We start from the raw sequence: 18298 nt of genomic DNA, 5'->3' as shown, positions 1-18298 counted from the left end.
TGTGACTTCCAGCGATTTACCAAGAGTAAAAAACTCTCGAAATTTCAGGTTCGCACTACAACCTTCGTTCTTTTGAACAAAAGTTTAAGCACATCGTTGTTTAATTTACAAGGTACAATCTGCTGTTTTCAAAGAGTTTTCACAACTTTTCGTTGTTCTTAACTGCTCATCAACAGCTTATTTAGTATATCAAAACCAGAAGCGTTTGTCAAGAACTTTTTTCAAATTCTTTTTCAGAACCTCAATCGGTTCTAAACCAAACTTCTCGGTTTTGCGCCTGCCTCTGCGAGACAGCTTTAATAGAATACCAAATCCCGGAGCATTTGTCAAATACTTTTTTTCGTTTTTTGCAAAGAATTTTGCTGCAAACAAAAAACGGCGGCTCACGCCGTCGTTTTCTCTTTCTCCCGATGTTCGGACAAAATCAGACCGCCTAGCGCCAAAACCGTGCCCAGCCACATGATTGGCGTCATGGTTTCGTGCAGAATCAACGCTGAGCTCACTATTGTAATAACCGGCGTTGCATAAATGTACACGCTGGTTTTCACCGGACCAAGCAGGAAAACCGCGCGATTCCACGTCACAAAGCACGTTGCAGACGCACAAAGGCCCAGAAACAGCAGATTTGCCAGATGAACCGGCTGCGTCCACACGCTCAAACCGGACGGAAACCCTTCAATCACCGCAGGAACGAGCAAAAACAGCAAACCGTATCCAAAAATGCGGCAGGTAAGCGGAATGGTACGGTAGCCCATGTGACCAAGCTGGCGCACGAGCACCGAGTACACACCCCAGACCAGCGCCGCGCCTACGCCGAGCAGTGCGCCAATCGGGCTGAAATGCAGCTCACTGACGCCCGCGAGCGACACGAGCGCGACACCCGCCATCGCACAAACAAAGCCGAAAAAGAACCATTTGCTGAGTTTTTCGTGCAGCACGACCGCTGCGATCAGCGCGGTAAACAGCGGCGCTGCCGCTACGATAACACCGACCAGCGACGCGGAAATGTACGTCAGCGCAATATTTTCCATCAAAAAGTACAGCGTAACGCCCGAAAGACCGGCCAGTGCAAACAATCCCTCATGCCACCGTTTCTGCGGGCGCATGAGGCCCTTGCCCACGATGAGCAGCGCCAGAAAGCCGAGCGTGAACCGCGCCACCATAATCTCCAGCGGCGTGAAGGCGCGCAGCAGTACTTTCGTTGAGACAAACGTCGTACCCCAGACAAGCACGCTGAACGCGCCGAACAAATGCCCCTGTATTCTGTGTTTTTCCTGCATGGTATTCTCCTTTTCAGTGAAAACGGGCGGTTACGGCTTGACCCAGTTCTCCTGTCCTGCGAATGCGTTATACGGTGCCGGATTGAAATGATTGATCAGACCGCTTCTGAGCACAACCTGCTGCCGCTCAAATGCCAGCGGAATGAGCGGCATTTCATTCAGGAACGTCGTGTACAGGCCCTCCGTATTCTCGCCGCTGCGGTACGCCGTGATGGCATTGTTCATGTCCTCACTCGAGTACGATCCATAGTTCAGTCTGCCCTGCGGAGACAGCAGCGGGCGCAGATCGAAGTCCGGCGTCAGCTGGGTTTCGCCGTAGTACGCGTCGAACGAGCCACTCTGCAGCATGGAAACATAGGTATCATACGGCTCCTCATCCACCGTGACATTGACGCCGTTCAGCGAATTCCACGAAGCCGCGACCTGTTTTGCCGCCGCTACCTTAAACGCGTTGTCCGAGTTGACGAGCAGGCGGAACGAAAGCTGCACGGTCGCCGCGTCTGTCACTATCGTATCGGTCGAGCCGGAATTATCTGCAGAGTCGGTCGAATCGCCGGAATCCGTGTTCTCATTGTCCAGAAGCACAGCTTTCCCATCCGAAACCGTCGAATCGGTTCGGTTTTTCGACGTGCGCACGGTCAGAAAATCCACCTTGTAATCGGTATCGCCTGCCCGGCCGCTCGTATAATAGATAAAGTCGCCGTCCTCGTCGTAGTAGCCGTCCTCCTCAGAAGTGTCCGAATCATCATCGGAATTGTCCGTAGAATCCGAATCTCCGTCCGAAGAATCGGTATTGCCGTCGCTGCCGCCTGCCGAAGCCGCACCCTCCTGTGCCGCCTCGCGCAGCAGCTGTGCCGCAGTCATCAAATCCGCCGACAGGCTGTACGACACGCCGGTGTCCGCCGGCTGCGGATTGATCGGCAGCACCGCCGGATCGGCATAATCCTGCAGCTGGGTTGCGCACAGACCCTGACGGCTGATCGCCATAGAAAGCGCCTGCCGCACTTTTGCATTCGTGAACTGGCTGTTATTGTAATTCAAACCGATATAATGCAGCATAGCACTGCTCACCGGAACGGTATCGACCTCGCCGGTGAACGCAATATTCTGGTCGTCCGGCGCAATACGGGCGCTGCGCATGATGGATACATCGCCGGTGCGGAAGCTGGTGTCCGCCGCATCCGCGCGCGTCATTTTGACCAGCGTAATGTGCCGAATGGTGCCGAGAAAGCCGCCGTGCCAGTTCTCGTTGGCCTCCAGCGTCCATGCGGCGCCGTTCTGAACCGGCTTGTACGGTCCGGTGCCCTCTGCGAACTCTCCTTCGTCAGTCGTACCCGCCCGATAGATCGGAATATCCAGCAGTTTCGGGAAGTTGACGTTCGGCGACGCAAGCGTAATGCGAACCATGCGCTTTGTCACCGCTTCGATCGAGGAGACCTCGGTCAGTCGGTTGTGATACGGCGAACTTTCGTTTTCCAGCACAGTCTTGAGACTTTCGGCAACATCACTTGCCGTCAGCTCCGCACCCGACCAGAACTTGATGCCCTTTTTTATCATAAAGCTGAACGTGGTTCCGTCGCTCGTATAGTCCTCGCACAGCTCGTTTTCGAGTGTAAAATCGCTTTTTATCTCAAAAAGACCCTCGTAAAGCGCCTCACGCAGCATACTGTTGACCTCGGTGCCGTCCATGACCGGATTGAGCGTTGTGCCCGAGCGATACCACGCCAGACCGAAATACGCGTCCGACACATCCACGTTGTCTACCGGTGCGCCGTCGCCGTCGTTTCCCTGTCCAAATGGGAACGTGCAGCCGCTGAGCACGACCAAAGCCGCCATTGTCAGCGCCAGCGCACGTTTTTTCCAACTTTTCATTGTATTGATCCTTTCGCTTACAGACAGATCATGCCGCCCTGCACGCCGCGCACGCCGTGCGTTACGCGGTGCGACCAGAACTCATCCGAATGACACATGGTGCAGATGCCGCTGTCGATCACATTTTCCGCCGAAAGTCCGGCATCCTGCAGCAGCTTTACGCCAATGCCCTGCAGGTCCACATGGAATTTCGGACCTTTCTCCATGATGAACGGATGCACCTGTGCACCGAGCAGCTCTTCCATCGCTTCCGGCACATCTGCATCAGTCTCGAAGCACTCCTGCCGGATGGACGGACCGAGCACGGCGATCAGGCTTTCACGTTTTGTGCCGAGCTGCTCCGCCATCACATCAACGGTTTTCGTCAGAATGCCTGCCGCCATGCCGCGCCAGCCGGAATGACACACGCCTGCGGTATGCGTCGCCGGATCATATAATAAGGTGACAACGCAGTCCGCGTAAAAGCCGATGATGGGCGTGTCCGCGAGTGCGGTCACGATCGCGTCCGACTGCCACTCCATCGGGCGGTGCAGCCCCATGCCGACCTTGTCCTCGGTCACGACCGACACCTGCGTGTCGTGGATCTGCTTGGTGAGCGTCATGCGCGTCTCATCCACGCCGAGCGTCTCGCCCAGCAGGCGATAGTTTTCGCGCACATTCTCCAACTCATCACCGCGGTTGAAGCCTAAATTCAGGCTTTCGCACGCGCCCGTGCTCACACCGCCGAATTTGGTGGTGAAGGCATGCCGCACCGGAATCCGTCGGCAGGTATAATATACGAAAGAACCGCGCTGTACGCGGCACATAGACTCGTTCATAGTCGTTCCTCCTCGTCTCTTCCATGAGGGAATACAGAATTATTATAGCAAATCGCCCTGCCGTTCACAAGAGCGCACACCGGCCGTTTTCAAAAAACACCAAAAACCGCGTATGTCAGCTTGTCTTTTTCTTGACAGTTTGACGAATAGGCTTTACAATTAAACATAGTATAATACCTGCTGTAACAGAGCCGGTGCCAATGGTGAGCACGGCTTTTTCAAAGGCATTATCTGATTGAACCGATAGCTTTATTTCTATCGGAACCGCATTTTTCTTTTGACAGCGCAAAACTCTGATTTTTTCGAGCGAAGCTTCGCTTTTTCGGCGTATTCCGCCTTTATTCTTCGTACAGTGCTCATGCGTGCTGCGCGTGTTTCACCGTGGAATCAGCCTGTTTTCTGCCGAACCGTCGCTCTATTGAGAAACAGCACCGCAGATCTGCGGTATTGTCTTGGTTTTGTGCCGTCTCCCAAAATTCGTAAATAGGAGGACACACCAACAGACATGAGCAACATCATCATACCGATCATCACCGGTATCGTGTGTCTCGCAGTAGGCGTAATCATCGGATTCCTGTATCGCAAGAGCGTTGCGGAAAAAGAGATCGGCTCTGCCGAGACCGAGGCCACCCGCATCATCAACGAAGCGATCAAGGCCGGCGAGACCAAAAAACGCGAATCCATACTCGAGGCAAAGGACGAAATCCACAAGCAGCGCGTCGAAGCCGACCGCGAGCTGAAGGAACGCCGCAATGAGACCCAGCAGCTTGAGCGCCGCCTGATTCAGCGCGAGGAAGCACTGGACAAGAAGAGCGACATGCTCGACCGCAAAAATGATGACCTTAACCGCCAGCTGGACGCAAGCCAGAAGGAAAAGGAAGAACTCGAGCGCATCAAGCTCGAGCAGGTAGAAAAGCTGGAGCAGATTGCCAGCATGACCCGCGACGAAGCACGCGAGATGCTCGTCCAGTCCATTGAAAACGAAGCGACCCACGATGCAGCCGTCAAGCTGCGCGAGATCAATCAGCGCCTGAAGGACGAGAGCGAGCAGACCGCCCGCGAGATCATCTCGACCGCAATCCAGCGCTGTGCCGCCGATCAGGTATCCGAGGCGACCGTTTCGGTCGTTCCGCTGCCGAACGACGAGATGAAGGGCCGCATTATCGGCCGAGAGGGACGCAATATCCGCACGCTGGAAACTCTTACCGGCGTAGACCTCATCATTGACGATACGCCCGAGGCGATCACCCTGTCCTCGTTCGATCCGGTTCGCCGTGAAATCGCACGTCTGGCACTCGAAAAGCTGATCGTTGACGGTCGTATCCATCCGGCCCGCATTGAAGAAATGGTTGACAAGGCTCGCCGCGAGGTGGAGCAGATCATCAAGAGCGAAGGCGAGCGTGCTACCTTCGAGACCGGCATCCACGGCATTCATCCGGAGCTGGTCAAGATTCTCGGCCGTCTGCGCTACCGCACCAGTTATGGTCAGAACGTCCTGCAGCACTCCATCGAGGTGGCTCACATTGCCGGCATGATGGCCAGCGAACTGGGTCTCGATCCGGTTCCGGCACGCCGCGCAGGCCTGCTGCATGATATCGGCAAAGCCATCGACCACGAGGTTGAGGGCAGCCACGTTCAGATCGGTGTAGACCTTGCCAAGAAGTACAAGGAATCCCAGCCGATCATCCACGCCATCGAGGCACACCACGGCGATGTGGAGGCAAAGACCATCGTAGCATGTCTGGTCCAGGCAGCCGATGCCATCTCCGCTGCACGTCCGGGCGCTCGCCGCGAGAACCTGGAAAACTATATCAAGCGTCTGGAGAAGCTCGAGAGCATCGCCAACGAGACGCCCGGCGTTTCCGGTTCGTTTGCCATTCAGGCAGGCCGCGAGATCCGCATCATTGTCAACCCGGAGAAGGTTTCGGACGACAAGATGGTGCTTCTTGCCCGCGAAATCGCCAAGAAGATCGAGAACGAGCTGGATTATCCCGGTCAGATCAAGGTCAACATGGTGCGCGAAACGCGCGCGATCGATTACGCAAAGTAAAAAGCATCCCCTGCAAGTATCGCTCTTGCAGGGGATTTTTTCGCCCTTTTTCAGCTTTTAATCTTTATTGCAGACGATGAACCGCACACCGTTCTTCACATTTTCCGCTTTGCAGGTCAGGCCGTGCAGCGCAAGGATTTTCTGCAGAATGGCCAGTCCCAGTCCGTGCCCGCCCGCTCGGTCGCGGGCCTTATCGCCGCGATAGAACATCTCGAACAGGCGCGGCAGCTCGGTCTCCGGAATGGGTTCGCAGTCGTTTTCGACGGTCAGCAGGTGATTGCGGCTGTTCGTCAGCCGAACGGACACGCGCCCGTTTTCCGGCGAATACTTGGCGGCATTCTCCAGCAGACAGCCGACGGCACGCCGCAGCAGCGTTTCGTCGCCGCGAATGCGCACACCGTCCGCAATATCGACGGTCAGGCGGCGTTTTTCAAACAGCGGTGCATACTCGGTCAGCATATCATTTACAAGTGCGGTCAGATTGAGCGTTCTGCGGTTTTTCAGCTCGTCCGTGCGGTCCAGACGGGTGTAATCCAGCATTTCGCGCACAAGGCCGTTCATCCGCGCCGTTTCCTGCTCGATGGCGGCAAGGTAGCGCGCGTTTTCCTCCGGCGAAATGTCCTGCGCGATGGCCTCGGCGTACCCGCCGATGAGCGCGAGCGGCGTTTTCAGGTCGTGGCTGGCCGCCGAGACAAACTGCTGCCGTTTGTCCTCAAGATCGCGCTCACTGTCCCAGCGGGCGTGCAGTGTCGCCGCCATTTCGCTCAGCGCACGGTTGAGTTCACCGATTTCGTCTCCGCGGTTCAGGTCGGGCTTGAACTCGTCAAATGCGAGAATGGATACCCGATTGGCTTCTCTTGCCGTATCAACCAGTGGGTCGGACACCATTCGACGCACAATTTTATAAAAGAGGAACAGGAAAATCAAGTACAGCGCAATCGTGATAGGCAGCATAAGGTGAAAACAAGTACCGTATGCGTTTTCTCGATTGACCAGCGCCGCCGTAGCAAGAAGCACCTCGTCATCATACGGCATCCCCTGAAACGTGCCGACATATCGTTGCGATGCCCGTACCTCCGCCCACTCCTCGTCCGGTATGTTTTCGCCGTCTATCGCCCGCAGTTCGGTATCCAGATAGCGCAGTGCATCAAAGTAGCCTTCCATTACTTCGTCCGTGCGAAATATCCATTTTCCCCGTATGTAATCGTCTTCGTAGGAGCAGAACTGATTGGTTTCCTCAACCGGCATCTGCGCCGTCCATTCCTCATAAGCAATCTGAATTCGATTCGGGAAAAAGACAAATTGTGTATCTGTCTTGACTTGTCGGCCATAGACTGTAATTATAGGCTCAAGGTCGTGATCGTGATTGAATGCCTCGTTCATTTCACGCAGCGATTGCTCGGAGAAACCGCTCAAATCAATACCATAGTACATTGCCGAAGACGCATAATAGTACAGCATCAGCGGCGATCTAATCAGAACCCGCTTATGATTTTCATCATAATACTGTATGATATAGGGCGTATCTACATTATAATAGGGCGTATCTATACCATCTCTCCACAGATTGGCGCGCAGCAGATCGTATTCCGCTGTGCCTTCTGCCGGGTAGTGCGCTGCATCACCTTTCAGGATTTCAAAGTCACGCATTAGCAATTCCGTACTCGCCTGCATTCTGGCCCAAGCTAAATCTTTGGCTTCATCCTGTGCAAGTTCTGCCACTCTCCACACCCACGGCACCACAAACACCGCCAGAATCACCGCCACGATTGCGGTCAGCCTTGCCGCGATGCCGATTTTACGAATCCGCTTTGTCATGTCGATCCCCCCAATCGATAGCCCTTGCCGTACACCGCACGGATATGCTGCGAGGCTGTTCCAAGCGCTTTACGCAGACTGGCAATGTGCCGGTCGATCATGCGCTCGTCGCCGTCGAAGTCCGTGCCCCATACCCGCTCAATGAGCAGGTCGCGCGACACCGTGCGTCCCTGTTCGCGCAGCAGCAGCTCGAGTATCTTCGCCTCCTTGGGACGCAGATTTATTGGGTTTCCGTCCACCGTTACCGTGCCCGAGGCCGTATCCATCAGGATATTCGCGTAGCCGAGCTCACTCGCGCCCAGCCGCAGCCCGCGGGCCCGCCGCATGAGCGCCTGCGCCTTTGCCACCAGCACCGGAAACGAAAACGGCTTGGTGATATAATCGTCCGCGCCCGCGCGGAATCCTGCCAGCGTGTCACCCTCCTGCCCAAGTGCCGTGACGAAAATGACCGGAACGTCGCTCTCCTGCCGCACCGCTTCGCAGACCTCCAGCCCGTTCAGATGCGGCATCATCACGTCCAGCACCAGCAGGTCGAACGGCTGCGCCTGTGGCAGCACGAGCGCCTGTTCGCCGTCATACGCCGGTGTCACCGCCACGCCTGCCGCTCGGAAGAAATCCTGCATCAGCGCGGATAACGCCTTGTCGTCCTCCGCCAAAAGAATGTGTCCTGCCATGGGAATGCCCCCTCTCTATCTGTCATTGGTCTATCCTTTTCCTGTATTTAGTATAGCATAGAATTGTCCATTCTTTATCCAATGAAAAAAGCCTTTCCGAAATTTTTCGGAAAGGCTTTTGTGTAGTTCGATTTAGACAGCTTCTTTACACCTGCGGCGGAATACAGCCGACACCATCCAGAATAAAGTGCGGACGGTATGCGTAATTTTCCACATCCTTGCGGGTAGTGCAGCCGGAGAGCACCAGAACGGTGTCCAGACCGGTTTCAATACCGGCAACAATATCGGTATCCATGCGGTCGCCAATCATAGCCGCCTCGTGCGAATGCACGCCCAGCAGGCGCAGACCGGTACGCATCATCAGCGGGTTCGGCTTGCCGACATAGTATGCGGTCTTGCCGGTGGCCAGCTCAATCGGAGAAACCAGTGCGCGGCACGCCGGAATGATGCCCTGCTCAGACGGGCCGGTCAGGTCGGAGTTGGTCGCGATCAGGCGCGCGCCCTTGTTGATCAGATCGACCGCCTTGAGGATGGTCTGATAGTTGTAGGTGTTGGTTTCACCCGCGATAACATAATCCGGGTCAACATCGTTCATCACGATGCCCGCCTCGTACAGCGCACCAACCAGACCGGGCGCACCGATTACATACGCAGATGCGTGCGGCTTCTGGCTGGCGATGAACTTCGCGGTAGCCAGAGCAGAGGTGTAGAAATGCTCCTCACCGATCTCCAGACCCATGCGGGCCAGCTTCTGCTGCAGCTCAAGCGGCGAACGCTCGGAGGAGTTGGTCAGGAAAAGGAAGCTCTTGTTTTCACGCTGCAGCCAATCTACAAATTCAGGTACACCGGGCAGCAGACGGTTGCCGTGATAGATAACACCGTCCATATCGCAAATGAAGCCCTTCTTGTCGCGAAGCAGCTCTAATTCTTCATTCATTATGCTGATCTCCTTTCGGTAGGCGACCCATGCTGAAACAGCATAGCCGGAAATCTTTTTGTCCATTCTTATTATGCGTAAAATTTCAGCCAACGTCAAGAGCCAACCGAGGAAAAAATGTTAAATCCTCGTAAAGAGCTGACAAGAGAGTGAGGAGTGAAGATTTTCTTCTCCGGGCGCATACCAAGGGACACAGGCGGCTCTGCCGCCGTGTCATTTTTAACAAACACCAAAAAGGACCCGGAATCGATAATTCCGAGTCCTTTTGGGTGCAATAGCCCTTACAGGCGCAAGCCTATCAAGGGTGTCCCCTCGTTCCAAAGGGCACAGCCCTTTGGAACGAAGCGTAAGCTCTTTACGGCTCGAGGCGGTTCATATCACGCGGGAACATAGAAGCCTCGCGGATGTTGTTCAGCTTAAGCAGCTGCATGGTCAGTCGCTCCAGGCCAATGCCCAGACCGCCGTGCGGCGGCATGCCGTACTTGTGCAGCATGGTGAAGGACTCAAACAGCTCGGCGTTCATCTTGCGGGCCGCCAGCTTGTCCATCTGCTCCTGATAATCGTGGATACGCTGACCGCCGGTGGTGATCTCCAGGCCGCGGAACAGCAGGTCGAACGACAGCGCCAGCTTCGGATCCTCCGGGTCGTCCTTCGCGTAGAACGGGCGCTTTGCGGACGGGAAGTGAGTTACAAATACGAAATCAGAGTCGTGCTCCTCCTTTGCCCACTGGCACAGCAGCACTTCTTCGTCCGGGTTGAGGTCATAACGGTTCTTGGACTTGTGACCGAACTTCTCCTCCATGATCTGCTTGGCCTCGTGGAAGCGGATGGTCGGGATTTCCTTGATCTCCGGAACCTCGGCGTTCAGCATGGCGAGTTCCTCAGCGCAGTGCTCCTTAACGTAAGCCATAACAGACTTCAGCATGCCGGTCTCCATTGCCATTACATCGTACATGGAATCAATGTAGGCCATCTCGAAGTCCAGACCCATATACTCGTTCAGATGACGGGAGGTATTGTGACGCTCTGCACGGTAAACCGAGCCGATCTCGTATACACGGCCGAATGCACCGGCGAGGTACTGCTTGTGGAACTGCGGGGACTGTGCCAGATAAGCCGGGGTGCCGAAGTAATCCAGCTTGAACAGGTTTGCGCCGCCCTCAGCGCCTGCAACTACGATCTTCGGGGTGTGGATGTGGGTGAAGCCCTGCGACTGCATGTACTGTGCAAAGCCGTCAGCGATCGCGCCCTGTACGCGGAAGATCGCCTGCTTGCGCGGATGACGCAGCGTGATCGGGCGCAGCGGCAGATCAACATCGAGGGACAGACCCATATACTTCTTGCCGAGCGGTACCGGCAGCTGGTCGTACGGCTTGCCGAGGATGGACAGTGCGCTCAGAACGACCTCAACGCCGTGCTCTGCACGCGGCTCCTCACGAACGGTACCGGTAACCTCGAGTACCATTGCGTCCTTGACATCCGAGCGCTTGATGCCGCCGATCTCGTCACCCTGGAAGGTGCACTGGATCAGACCGCGCTCAACGCGCATTACAACAAAAGAAAAGTCAGACATATCGCGTACACGGTGAACCGTGCCGCGGAACGTGACCTCGCTGCCGACTGCTTCGCAGACGCGCTTTACGGTGTCAACGTACTGACCCGCTTCATGAATCATTTCCATAATATTACGCCTCTCTGTTTACAATTTTCAGATAGAGTTATTGTAGCATGGATTTACTGCCGTGACAAGGTTTTACCAGTGAAATCCACGCTGTTTTGACAATTTTTCTTATCGTTTCAGCCTGCGGAGCACCGCCTGTACTTCCTCGCGGCCCTCACCGCTGACGATAATGCACACCGCATAAACGCCTGCACCGACCACGACAGCCGCGCCAAGGCGAATGAGATTACCGACCGGCAGCAGCGTGCACGCAAAGGCCGCCGCGCCGCACAGCAGCGCCGAAACGATGATACGCACCAGACTGACCGGTGCCACGCGGAACAGAAACCGGCTGCGCACGCGCACGCAGGTGATGATAAAATAGGACGCAAATGCGACCACCGAACCGAGCGCACCGCCCGTAAATCCGAGGGTTTTGAGCAGAATGACACTCGAAACCACCTTGATAACTGCTGCGATCGCGCTGTTCTGCAGAACGTGTACGGTGGACTGCTCCAGCTCATACGCCTTGTTGGCGTACTCGGTCAGGCCCATGAACAGCATGGCAAGCGCGGTATAGGCGATGACCGGCGCACCGGCGGCATACTTCGCGGGGAACAGGAACCGGCTGAGCGGCAGCGCCACCGCAGTCAGACCTGCAACCGCAGGCACGGCGATCAGCAGATACAGCCGCACGCCCTGATCGAGCAGCGGCTTTGCTGCGGCTTTGCCGCCCTCACGCCAGCCGCGCAGCACGGCAGGATACACGCCGCGCATAATGCCGACCGAGATCATCGTGAACAGACCGCTCGCGATCGAGTTGTTATTCGAGTAGTATGCGTACAGAATGTTGCCGTAAAAGCCGACAACGAGGTATTTGTCGATCTGGTTGAGCAGCGCCACCGAAATGGAAACGCCCATCAGCGGTACGCCGTATTTGAGGAACCTGTTCAGCAGCGGCTTGGAGAAATATTTCAGCCGCACAACAACCGGCAGGCTGAGCGCAAACACCGCACCGATGGTGGCTACACCGTCCGCAATGGTATTGGCGAAGATAGCCGGGAACGGCGACGGATAATTCGACTTGCCGCCGACAAGCGCGAATGCAACCGCGAGCTTGAGCACCGCTGAGGTCAGCGACCACAGGATGGATGCTTTGACGCGGCCGAGCTGAATCAGCGCCGCATTGAGCACCTGAAACGCCGTGTAGGTGCAGAACATCAGCGCACCGCCCAGATAAACCGGACTCTGCGTCACAGCTGCCGTAATGCAGCAGCCGATGGCAACAAGCACGCACAATCCCACATAGATGGTAGAAACCGTGGAGAACAGGCCGCGTCCTTCATCGGCGCGGTACTCCTCACCTACATAACGGGTGGCGGAGTTCGCCATCCAGCCCGCGAGGATGAGGTAGAGCAGCTGTATCGTAGTGTTGGTCAGGTTGAACGCGCTGACCGCACCCTCCACAAAGATGTGGGAATACAGCGAGGAACACCCGATGACGAGCAGTCCCTCGACCACCTTGGCCGGCAGGAACAGCATCGCATCGCGCGTCATGGTATTTTTAGAGGACAAAAGAAAAACCCTCACTTTCCGTCAGATAAAATCAGTATACCATGTTCTGAGCAAAAAAACAAACTTCGTTTGCCAAAATACTGCCGAAAAAGACGACATTTACCGCGTCCGAGTTTTGCAATCCCCTTGTTTTCATGGTATACTGATTATACTTGTCAAGTGGAGGTATTTGACTTTGCGAATCATGCATGTAATGGGCGGCGGCGATGTAGGCGGCGCCAAGACCCAGATTATGAATACCGTGACCGGACTGAGCCGCAATAACGATGTGATGCTCATCTCGTTCCGCGCAGGTCCGTTTGCGGATGAAGCGCGCGAGCGCGGCATTGATGTGCGCGTGATCGAGCGGCACAATCCGTTCCGCGCGGCACGGACCATGCGCGATCTGGTAGATGCGTTCAAGCCCGATATAATTCACTGCCACGGCGGCCGTGCCAACCTGATGGGAGCCATGGTGCGCCGCAGCCGTCAGGTGCCGATCGTCACGACCGTGCACTCGGATTACCGGCTGGACTACCTCGGCAGTCCGCTCAAGCAGTACACGCTCGGCACGGCGAATGCCATTGCCCTGCGCTTTCTTGACTTCTATCAGCCGGTCGCGGACCGTATGGCACGCACGCTCATCGAGCGCGGCTTTGACCCGGAGCGCATTGTAAAAATCTACAACGGCATGGATTTTGACCGTCCGAAGGGCGAATTTGACCGTGTGGCCTATCTGCGGGACACCTACGGAGCCGAGATCGAGGACGGCGACGTGCTGTGCGGCATTGCCGCGCGTCTGACCGCCGTCAAGGATATTGCGACCACCATCCGCGGCTTTGCCGAGGCGCTGAAATCCGCGCCGCAGCTGCGCCTGTTCATCGCCGGCGACGGTGAGGACGAGGACATGCTCAAAAAGCTGTGCGACCAGCTCGGCGTGCGCGAGCGCGTGACATTCTGCGGCTGGGTATCGCCGGTCATGCCGTTCTTCCGTGCGATGGACATCAACCTGCTGTCCTCGGTGTCCGAAACCTTCCCGTACTCCATTCTCGAGGGCGTTTGTGCCGGCTGCGCGACCATCTGCTCGGATGTCGGCGGCATGCCCGAACTCATCGACACCGGCGAAAACGGCTATATCTTCCCGGTCGGGGACGATAAGCGGCTGGCGGAATATCTGGTCCGTCTGGGCAACGATGCCGAACTGCGGCAGAAATTTGCGGACGCGCTGTACGAAAAAGCCTCCCGTGATTTCTCGCGCGACAAAATGTGCGAACGTCAGATGGAAAACTACCGTCATCTGCTGGCACGGTTCCACCGTCCGAAAAACGAGCGTGAGAGCATTGTCATCTGCGGTGCTTACGGACGCGGCAACGCCGGTGACGATGCCATCCTCGAGGCCATTGTGCAGGAGATGCGCCAGCTCGATCCCGAACGCACCATCTGCGTTATGTCGCGCAGACCGAAGGAAACGCGCCTGATCTACCGCACGAACGCCATCTATACCTTTAATGTGTTCTCCGTCCTGCGCAAGTTCCGCCATGCCGCGCTGTATATCAACGGCGGCGGCTCGCTCATGCAGGATGTTACGTCCACCCGCTCGATCTGGTACTACTGCTACACGCTGTACGCCGCCAAAAAGCGCGGCTGCAAGGTAATGATGTACGGCTGCGGCATCGGTCCGATCAACCGTCCGGGCAACCGCCGGATGGCCGCCAGGACCATTGACGCATCGGTTGACCGCATCACGCTGCGCGATGACAATTCCCGCGCACTGCTTGCCGAAATGGGCGTTACCCGGCCGGATATCCGTGTTTCCGCCGACCCAACCATCATTCTGACGCCGGCGCCGCGTGAAATCGTCAATATCGCCCTCGAGCAGAGCGGCATTGACCCGAACGGAAAGTATATCGGCTTCGGTCTGCGCAACTGGAAGGGCCTGGACACGGCTCTGCCCGAAATCGCGGCTGCAGCCAACTATGCCTACGAAAAGCACGGTCTGACGCCTGTTTTCGTACCCATCGAGTTCCCGAGCGACCTCATGCCCGCAGAACGTGTCGGCGCACTGCTTCACTGTCCGTGGCACGCCGTGCGTACCCGACAGCCCATCGAGGTCACCATCGGCATCCTCTCCCGCATGAAAACCGTGGTTGGCATCCGACTGCATTCGCTGATGTTCTCCGCCGGTCAGGGCGTTCCGGTCGTCGGCATGAGCTACGATATCAAGGTGGACGGCTTTCTGAAATATATCGGCAGCCGCACCTGCCTGCAGCTTTCGTCCGTCAAGGCGGAGCCGCTGTGCCGCCTCATTGACGAGTGCGTCTCCGGTGCGCTCGATAACGAGGTGCACCGCACCGCGGAAATGCTGAGAGAAAGAGAATCCGAGAATGTGAAGGGTGCAGCGAAGCTGCTGAACATTTCCGAAAACTAAACCGTAGGGCGGGGTGCCCTACGATATATGATAAATATGATAAAACAATCCACTAAAGGGGTTATATAGATATGAAGAACCACATCGTCTGTCTTTCGACAACGAACTACCATCCTCTGCCGACGCGCAAGCAGAACGTGATGAGCCGTCTGCGCAACAGCGAAATCCTGTATTTTGATCCTCCGGTGTCCATGATCGCACCGCTCAAGGACAAAAAAGCCTCCTCATATATCGAAAAGTACAAGCAGCCCGGCGAAAAAGTCGAGGGACACGAAAACATCACTGTGTACGCACTGCCGCCGGTACTGCCGTTTTTCAACAAGTTCCGCTGGATCAACAAAATCAACCAGAAGCGGCAGGCGGCGTTCATCCGCGAAAAGATGCGCGAGCACGGCTTCGGCGACGAGACCGTACTGTGGTGCTACTCGCCATCCTCGTGCGACATTGTGGAGCACCTGCCGCACTCCAAGCTGGTATACGACTGTGTAGACCGTCATTCCGCATACAAGGGCCACATCAATCCCAAGGTTGTGGACAAGATGGAATGCGATCTGGCCAAGCCTGCCGATCAGGTATTCGCAACCGCAGTCGGACTGGCAGAGACACTGGAAAAGATCAACCCGACCACCCAGATGATCCCGAACGGCGCGGCTTACGAGATTTTCTCGCGTGTACAGACCGAGAAGGACACCCTTCCCTGCCCGGAGGACATGAAGGATCTGCCGCATCCGATCTACGGCTTTGTCGGCATGCTGCAGGAGTGCATCGACTATGCACTGATCGAAAAGCTGGCGAAGAGCCGTCCGAACGCGACGATTTTCCTGATCGGACGCACGCTGCCGGGTGTTGACCTGACCAACCTCAAGCAGTACCCGAACATTGTATTCCACGGTCTGGTGCCGCAGCCCGAGCTGCCCGCATATCTGGCGCAGATGGACGTCTGCCTGAACGTATTCCGTGCCGGTGCGCTCTCCAAGGACGTTTCGCCGCTCAAGTTCTACGAATATCTGGCAACCGGCAAGCCGATCGTTTCCACGCGCGAGCCGCTGCAGGTCGAGGATTTCAAGGATGTGGTCTACATTGCCCGCAATCCCGAGATGTTCCTGCCGCTGTGTGATGCCGCTGCCAAGGAAAAACGTCCGGCATGGACGGAAAAACGCCTTGCCTACGGCGCGCAGTGCTCGTGGACCGAGCGCGTGCACCAGATGGAAGAGGTGCTTTATAAAAAGGGCGTTCTGCACGAAAGTGCAGAGGAGTAAAATTTATCTTTGGGCATTTACACAAATCCCGAAAAAAGCGGGTAAAATACTTGCATTAACAAGTTAAATTAGCTAAAATAAATATGTATCGTCACCGTTGGTTTTAAGAAAGAGGTGTACACATGACCGGCAGCGTATTTTTGAACCAGACTGCAGCTGAACAGTTTTTTGTTCTCGGGCATTCGTGCATTCTCTCGGGCATCGGTGCACATAAATGAGCGATTATAGGGCACGGGTATACCCGTGCCCTCATTTGTTTTTGTAGGAGGAATAACAAATGAAAAAAGTTCTCGTTGTCATGGGATCCGACAGTGATCTCAAGGTAATGGAAAAGTGTGTTGACCGTCTGAAATCGTTCGATATTCCGACTGAGGTCCGCATCTGCTCCGCGCACCGCACCCCGGCAGCTGCCGAGCAGCTAGCGAAGAACGCGGCAGCCGAAGGCTTCGGCGTTATCATCGCGGCAGCAGGCAAGGCCGCACACCTCGGCGGTGTACTGGCGGCTTACACCACGCTTCCGGTAATCGGCGTGCCGATGGCCACCAGCGTGATGGGCGGCATGGACAGCCTGCTCTCCATCGTGCAGATGCCCAAGGGTATTCCGGTGGCAACCGTTGCGATCGACGGCGCAGACAACGCCGCCATCCTCGCAGCACAGATGATCGCCCTGTCGGATGACGCGCTGGCACAGAAGCTCGCGCAGTTCAAGGCCGATATGGCAGCGGAAGTTACCGCAAAGGACGAAAAGGTTCGCGCTCAGTTCGCGTAATCTATATAGAGCAATACCGCATCCCCGCAAGGTAAAGGCATTGGGGCCGCTCCCATTGGCAGCTTCGATGTACAACCTGCAAACAACATTGTTTCAAATTAACACTACTTATACAAATGGAGGAATTGGACATGGAAAAGAAAGAACAGCTGTACGAAGGCAAGGCTAAGAAGGTATTCGCTACCGACGATGCAAATCTCGTAATCGTTGACTACAAGGACGATGCAACCGCATTCAACGGTGAGAAGAAGGGCACCATCACCGGCAAGGGCGTGATCAACAACGTAATGAGCAATCACATGTTCCAGCTGCTCGAGCAGCAGGGCGTGCCGACCCACTTTGTTGAGCAGCTCTCCGAGCGCGAGACCCTGGTAAAGAAGGTCTCTATTGTTCCGCTGGAGGTCATCATCCGCAATATTTCCGCCGGTTCCTTTGCAAAGCGTTTCGGCGTGGAAGAGGGCATCGTATTCGACGAGCCGACCATCGAGTTCTCCTACAAAAACGATGAGCTTGGCGACCCGCTCATGAACGCTTACCACGCGATCGCACTGAAGGCTGCTACCCGTGAGGAGATCGAGACCATCAAGGCAATGGCCTTCAAGGTAAACGAGGTTATGAAGCAGTACTTCGATACCCTGAACGTCATCCTCGTTGACTTTAAGCTCGAGTTCGGCAAGACTGCGGACGGCAAGATCGTTCTCGCAGACGAAATCTCTCCGGATACCTGCCGCCTGTGGGACAAGACCACCAAGGAGAAGCTGGACAAGGACCGCTTCCGTCGTGACATGGGCGGTGTCGAGGAGGCATATCAGGAGATCATGAAGCGCGTTATGGGCAAGTAAGCCCATCCGCAAGGCAAGATTCGGACAAGAAAAGGCTGAAGAATGAAATATCGTATTTTAAGAAAAAGCAGCACTCCGTTTGACAAGGTGCATGAGGAGTGCGGTGTATTCGGTATCGCAGCGCCGGAAGGCAAGGAGATTTCCGCCGCGCACGACGCGTATACTGCACTGTTTGCTCTCCAGCACCGCGGTCAGGAGGCTGCCGGTATCGCCGTAAACAAAAACGGCGTGATCCACTGCCATAAGGACACCGGTCTGGTCAGCGCCGTGTTCAATCAGGACATCCTGGACAACATGCCCGGCTCGATGGCCATCGGTCATGTGCGCTCCTCCCCCC

General features: G+C 55.9%; 14 protein-coding genes and 1 pseudogene. 6 read left to right on the top strand and 9 right to left on the bottom strand.

Going from position 1 to position 18298, the window contains the following annotated elements:
- Nucleotides 1–189 precede the first annotated feature (189 nt).
- From DWZ82_RS07795 to pgeF, 4 genes are read right to left on the bottom strand one after another with little or no spacing between them, the layout of a single operon-like run.
- Nucleotides 190–387, bottom strand: a complete 198-nt coding sequence (locus DWZ82_RS07795) for a hypothetical protein (protein WP_118479945.1) — start codon at nucleotides 385–387, stop codon at nucleotides 190–192.
- The gene (locus tag DWZ82_RS07790; protein ID WP_118479943.1) at nucleotides 384–1280 is read right to left on the bottom strand and encodes a DMT family transporter; all 897 of its coding nucleotides are present in this window, start codon (nucleotides 1278–1280) and stop codon (nucleotides 384–386) included. The genes DWZ82_RS07795 and DWZ82_RS07790 overlap by 4 nt, the downstream gene beginning before the upstream one ends.
- Nucleotides 1281–1310: 30 nt before the next feature.
- Nucleotides 1311–3152 (bottom strand): ABC transporter substrate-binding protein, encoded by a 1842-nt coding sequence (locus tag DWZ82_RS07785; RefSeq protein WP_118479941.1) that lies wholly within the window; start codon nucleotides 3150–3152, stop codon nucleotides 1311–1313.
- Nucleotides 3153–3169: 17 nt separating this feature from the next.
- Nucleotides 3170–3970, bottom strand: coding sequence for a peptidoglycan editing factor PgeF (pgeF, locus tag DWZ82_RS07780; RefSeq protein WP_118479939.1), 801 nt, complete (start codon nucleotides 3968–3970; stop codon nucleotides 3170–3172).
- A gap of 505 nt (nucleotides 3971–4475) precedes the next feature.
- On the opposite strand from pgeF, the gene rny reads away from it, so the two are divergent.
- Nucleotides 4476–6020 carry a ribonuclease Y gene (gene rny / locus DWZ82_RS07775; RefSeq protein ID WP_110435892.1) on the top strand — a complete coding sequence of 515 codons (1545 nt, stop codon included), beginning with the start codon at nucleotides 4476–4478 and terminating at the stop codon, nucleotides 6018–6020.
- 57 nt (nucleotides 6021–6077) lie between these two features.
- Here the strand turns inward: rny and DWZ82_RS07770 are convergent, their stop codons facing one another.
- From DWZ82_RS07770 to DWZ82_RS07750, 5 genes are all read right to left on the bottom strand, one after another.
- The gene (locus tag DWZ82_RS07770; protein ID WP_118479937.1) at nucleotides 6078–7838 is read right to left on the bottom strand and encodes a sensor histidine kinase; all 1761 of its coding nucleotides are present in this window, start codon (nucleotides 7836–7838) and stop codon (nucleotides 6078–6080) included.
- Nucleotides 7835–8512 carry a response regulator transcription factor gene (locus tag DWZ82_RS07765; protein ID WP_118479935.1) on the bottom strand — a complete coding sequence of 226 codons (678 nt, stop codon included), beginning with the start codon at nucleotides 8510–8512 and terminating at the stop codon, nucleotides 7835–7837. Before DWZ82_RS07765 ends, DWZ82_RS07770 begins: the two co-directional genes overlap by 4 nt.
- A gap of 145 nt (nucleotides 8513–8657) precedes the next feature.
- Nucleotides 8658–9449, bottom strand: a complete 792-nt coding sequence (locus tag DWZ82_RS07760; RefSeq protein ID WP_118479933.1) for an HAD-IIA family hydrolase — start codon at nucleotides 9447–9449, stop codon at nucleotides 8658–8660.
- Between the two features lie 355 nt (nucleotides 9450–9804).
- Complete coding sequence (aspS, locus tag DWZ82_RS07755; RefSeq protein ID WP_118479931.1) at nucleotides 9805–11130, bottom strand: aspartate--tRNA(Asn) ligase; 1326 nt, start codon at nucleotides 11128–11130, stop codon at nucleotides 9805–9807.
- A 108-nt stretch (nucleotides 11131–11238) separates the two neighbouring features.
- Entirely contained in the window at nucleotides 11239–12684 is a 1446-nt protein-coding gene (locus DWZ82_RS07750; protein WP_147323847.1) for a lipopolysaccharide biosynthesis protein, read from the bottom strand.
- Nucleotides 12685–12868: 184 nt separating this feature from the next.
- Between DWZ82_RS07750 and csaB the strand changes: the two genes are divergently transcribed.
- From csaB to DWZ82_RS15615, 5 genes and pseudogenes are all read left to right on the top strand, one after another.
- Nucleotides 12869–15091: a polysaccharide pyruvyl transferase CsaB gene (csaB, locus tag DWZ82_RS07745; RefSeq protein ID WP_243022914.1), complete on the top strand. Its 2223-nt coding sequence runs from the start codon at nucleotides 12869–12871 to the stop codon at nucleotides 15089–15091.
- A gap of 71 nt (nucleotides 15092–15162) precedes the next feature.
- Nucleotides 15163–16350: a glycosyltransferase gene (locus tag DWZ82_RS07740; protein ID WP_118479927.1), complete on the top strand. Its 1188-nt coding sequence runs from the start codon at nucleotides 15163–15165 to the stop codon at nucleotides 16348–16350.
- 277 nt (nucleotides 16351–16627) lie between these two features.
- Nucleotides 16628–17119 (top strand): 5-(carboxyamino)imidazole ribonucleotide mutase, encoded by a 492-nt coding sequence (gene purE, locus DWZ82_RS07735; RefSeq protein ID WP_110435884.1) that lies wholly within the window; start codon nucleotides 16628–16630, stop codon nucleotides 17117–17119.
- Between the two features lie 131 nt (nucleotides 17120–17250).
- Nucleotides 17251–17961 carry a phosphoribosylaminoimidazolesuccinocarboxamide synthase gene (gene purC, locus DWZ82_RS07730; RefSeq protein ID WP_110435883.1) on the top strand — a complete coding sequence of 237 codons (711 nt, stop codon included), beginning with the start codon at nucleotides 17251–17253 and terminating at the stop codon, nucleotides 17959–17961.
- Nucleotides 17962–18003: 42 nt separating this feature from the next.
- A pseudogene (locus DWZ82_RS15615) lies at nucleotides 18004–18298 on the top strand (amidophosphoribosyltransferase); the annotation flags it as partial.

This window comes from Butyricicoccus sp. AF35-5AC (genome assembly GCF_003477715.1).
Classification (GTDB): Bacteria; Bacillota; Clostridia; order Oscillospirales; family Butyricicoccaceae; genus Agathobaculum; species Agathobaculum butyriciproducens.
Note: the sequence above shows the minus strand (reverse complement) of the source record. Positions and strands in the feature narration are given on the sequence as shown.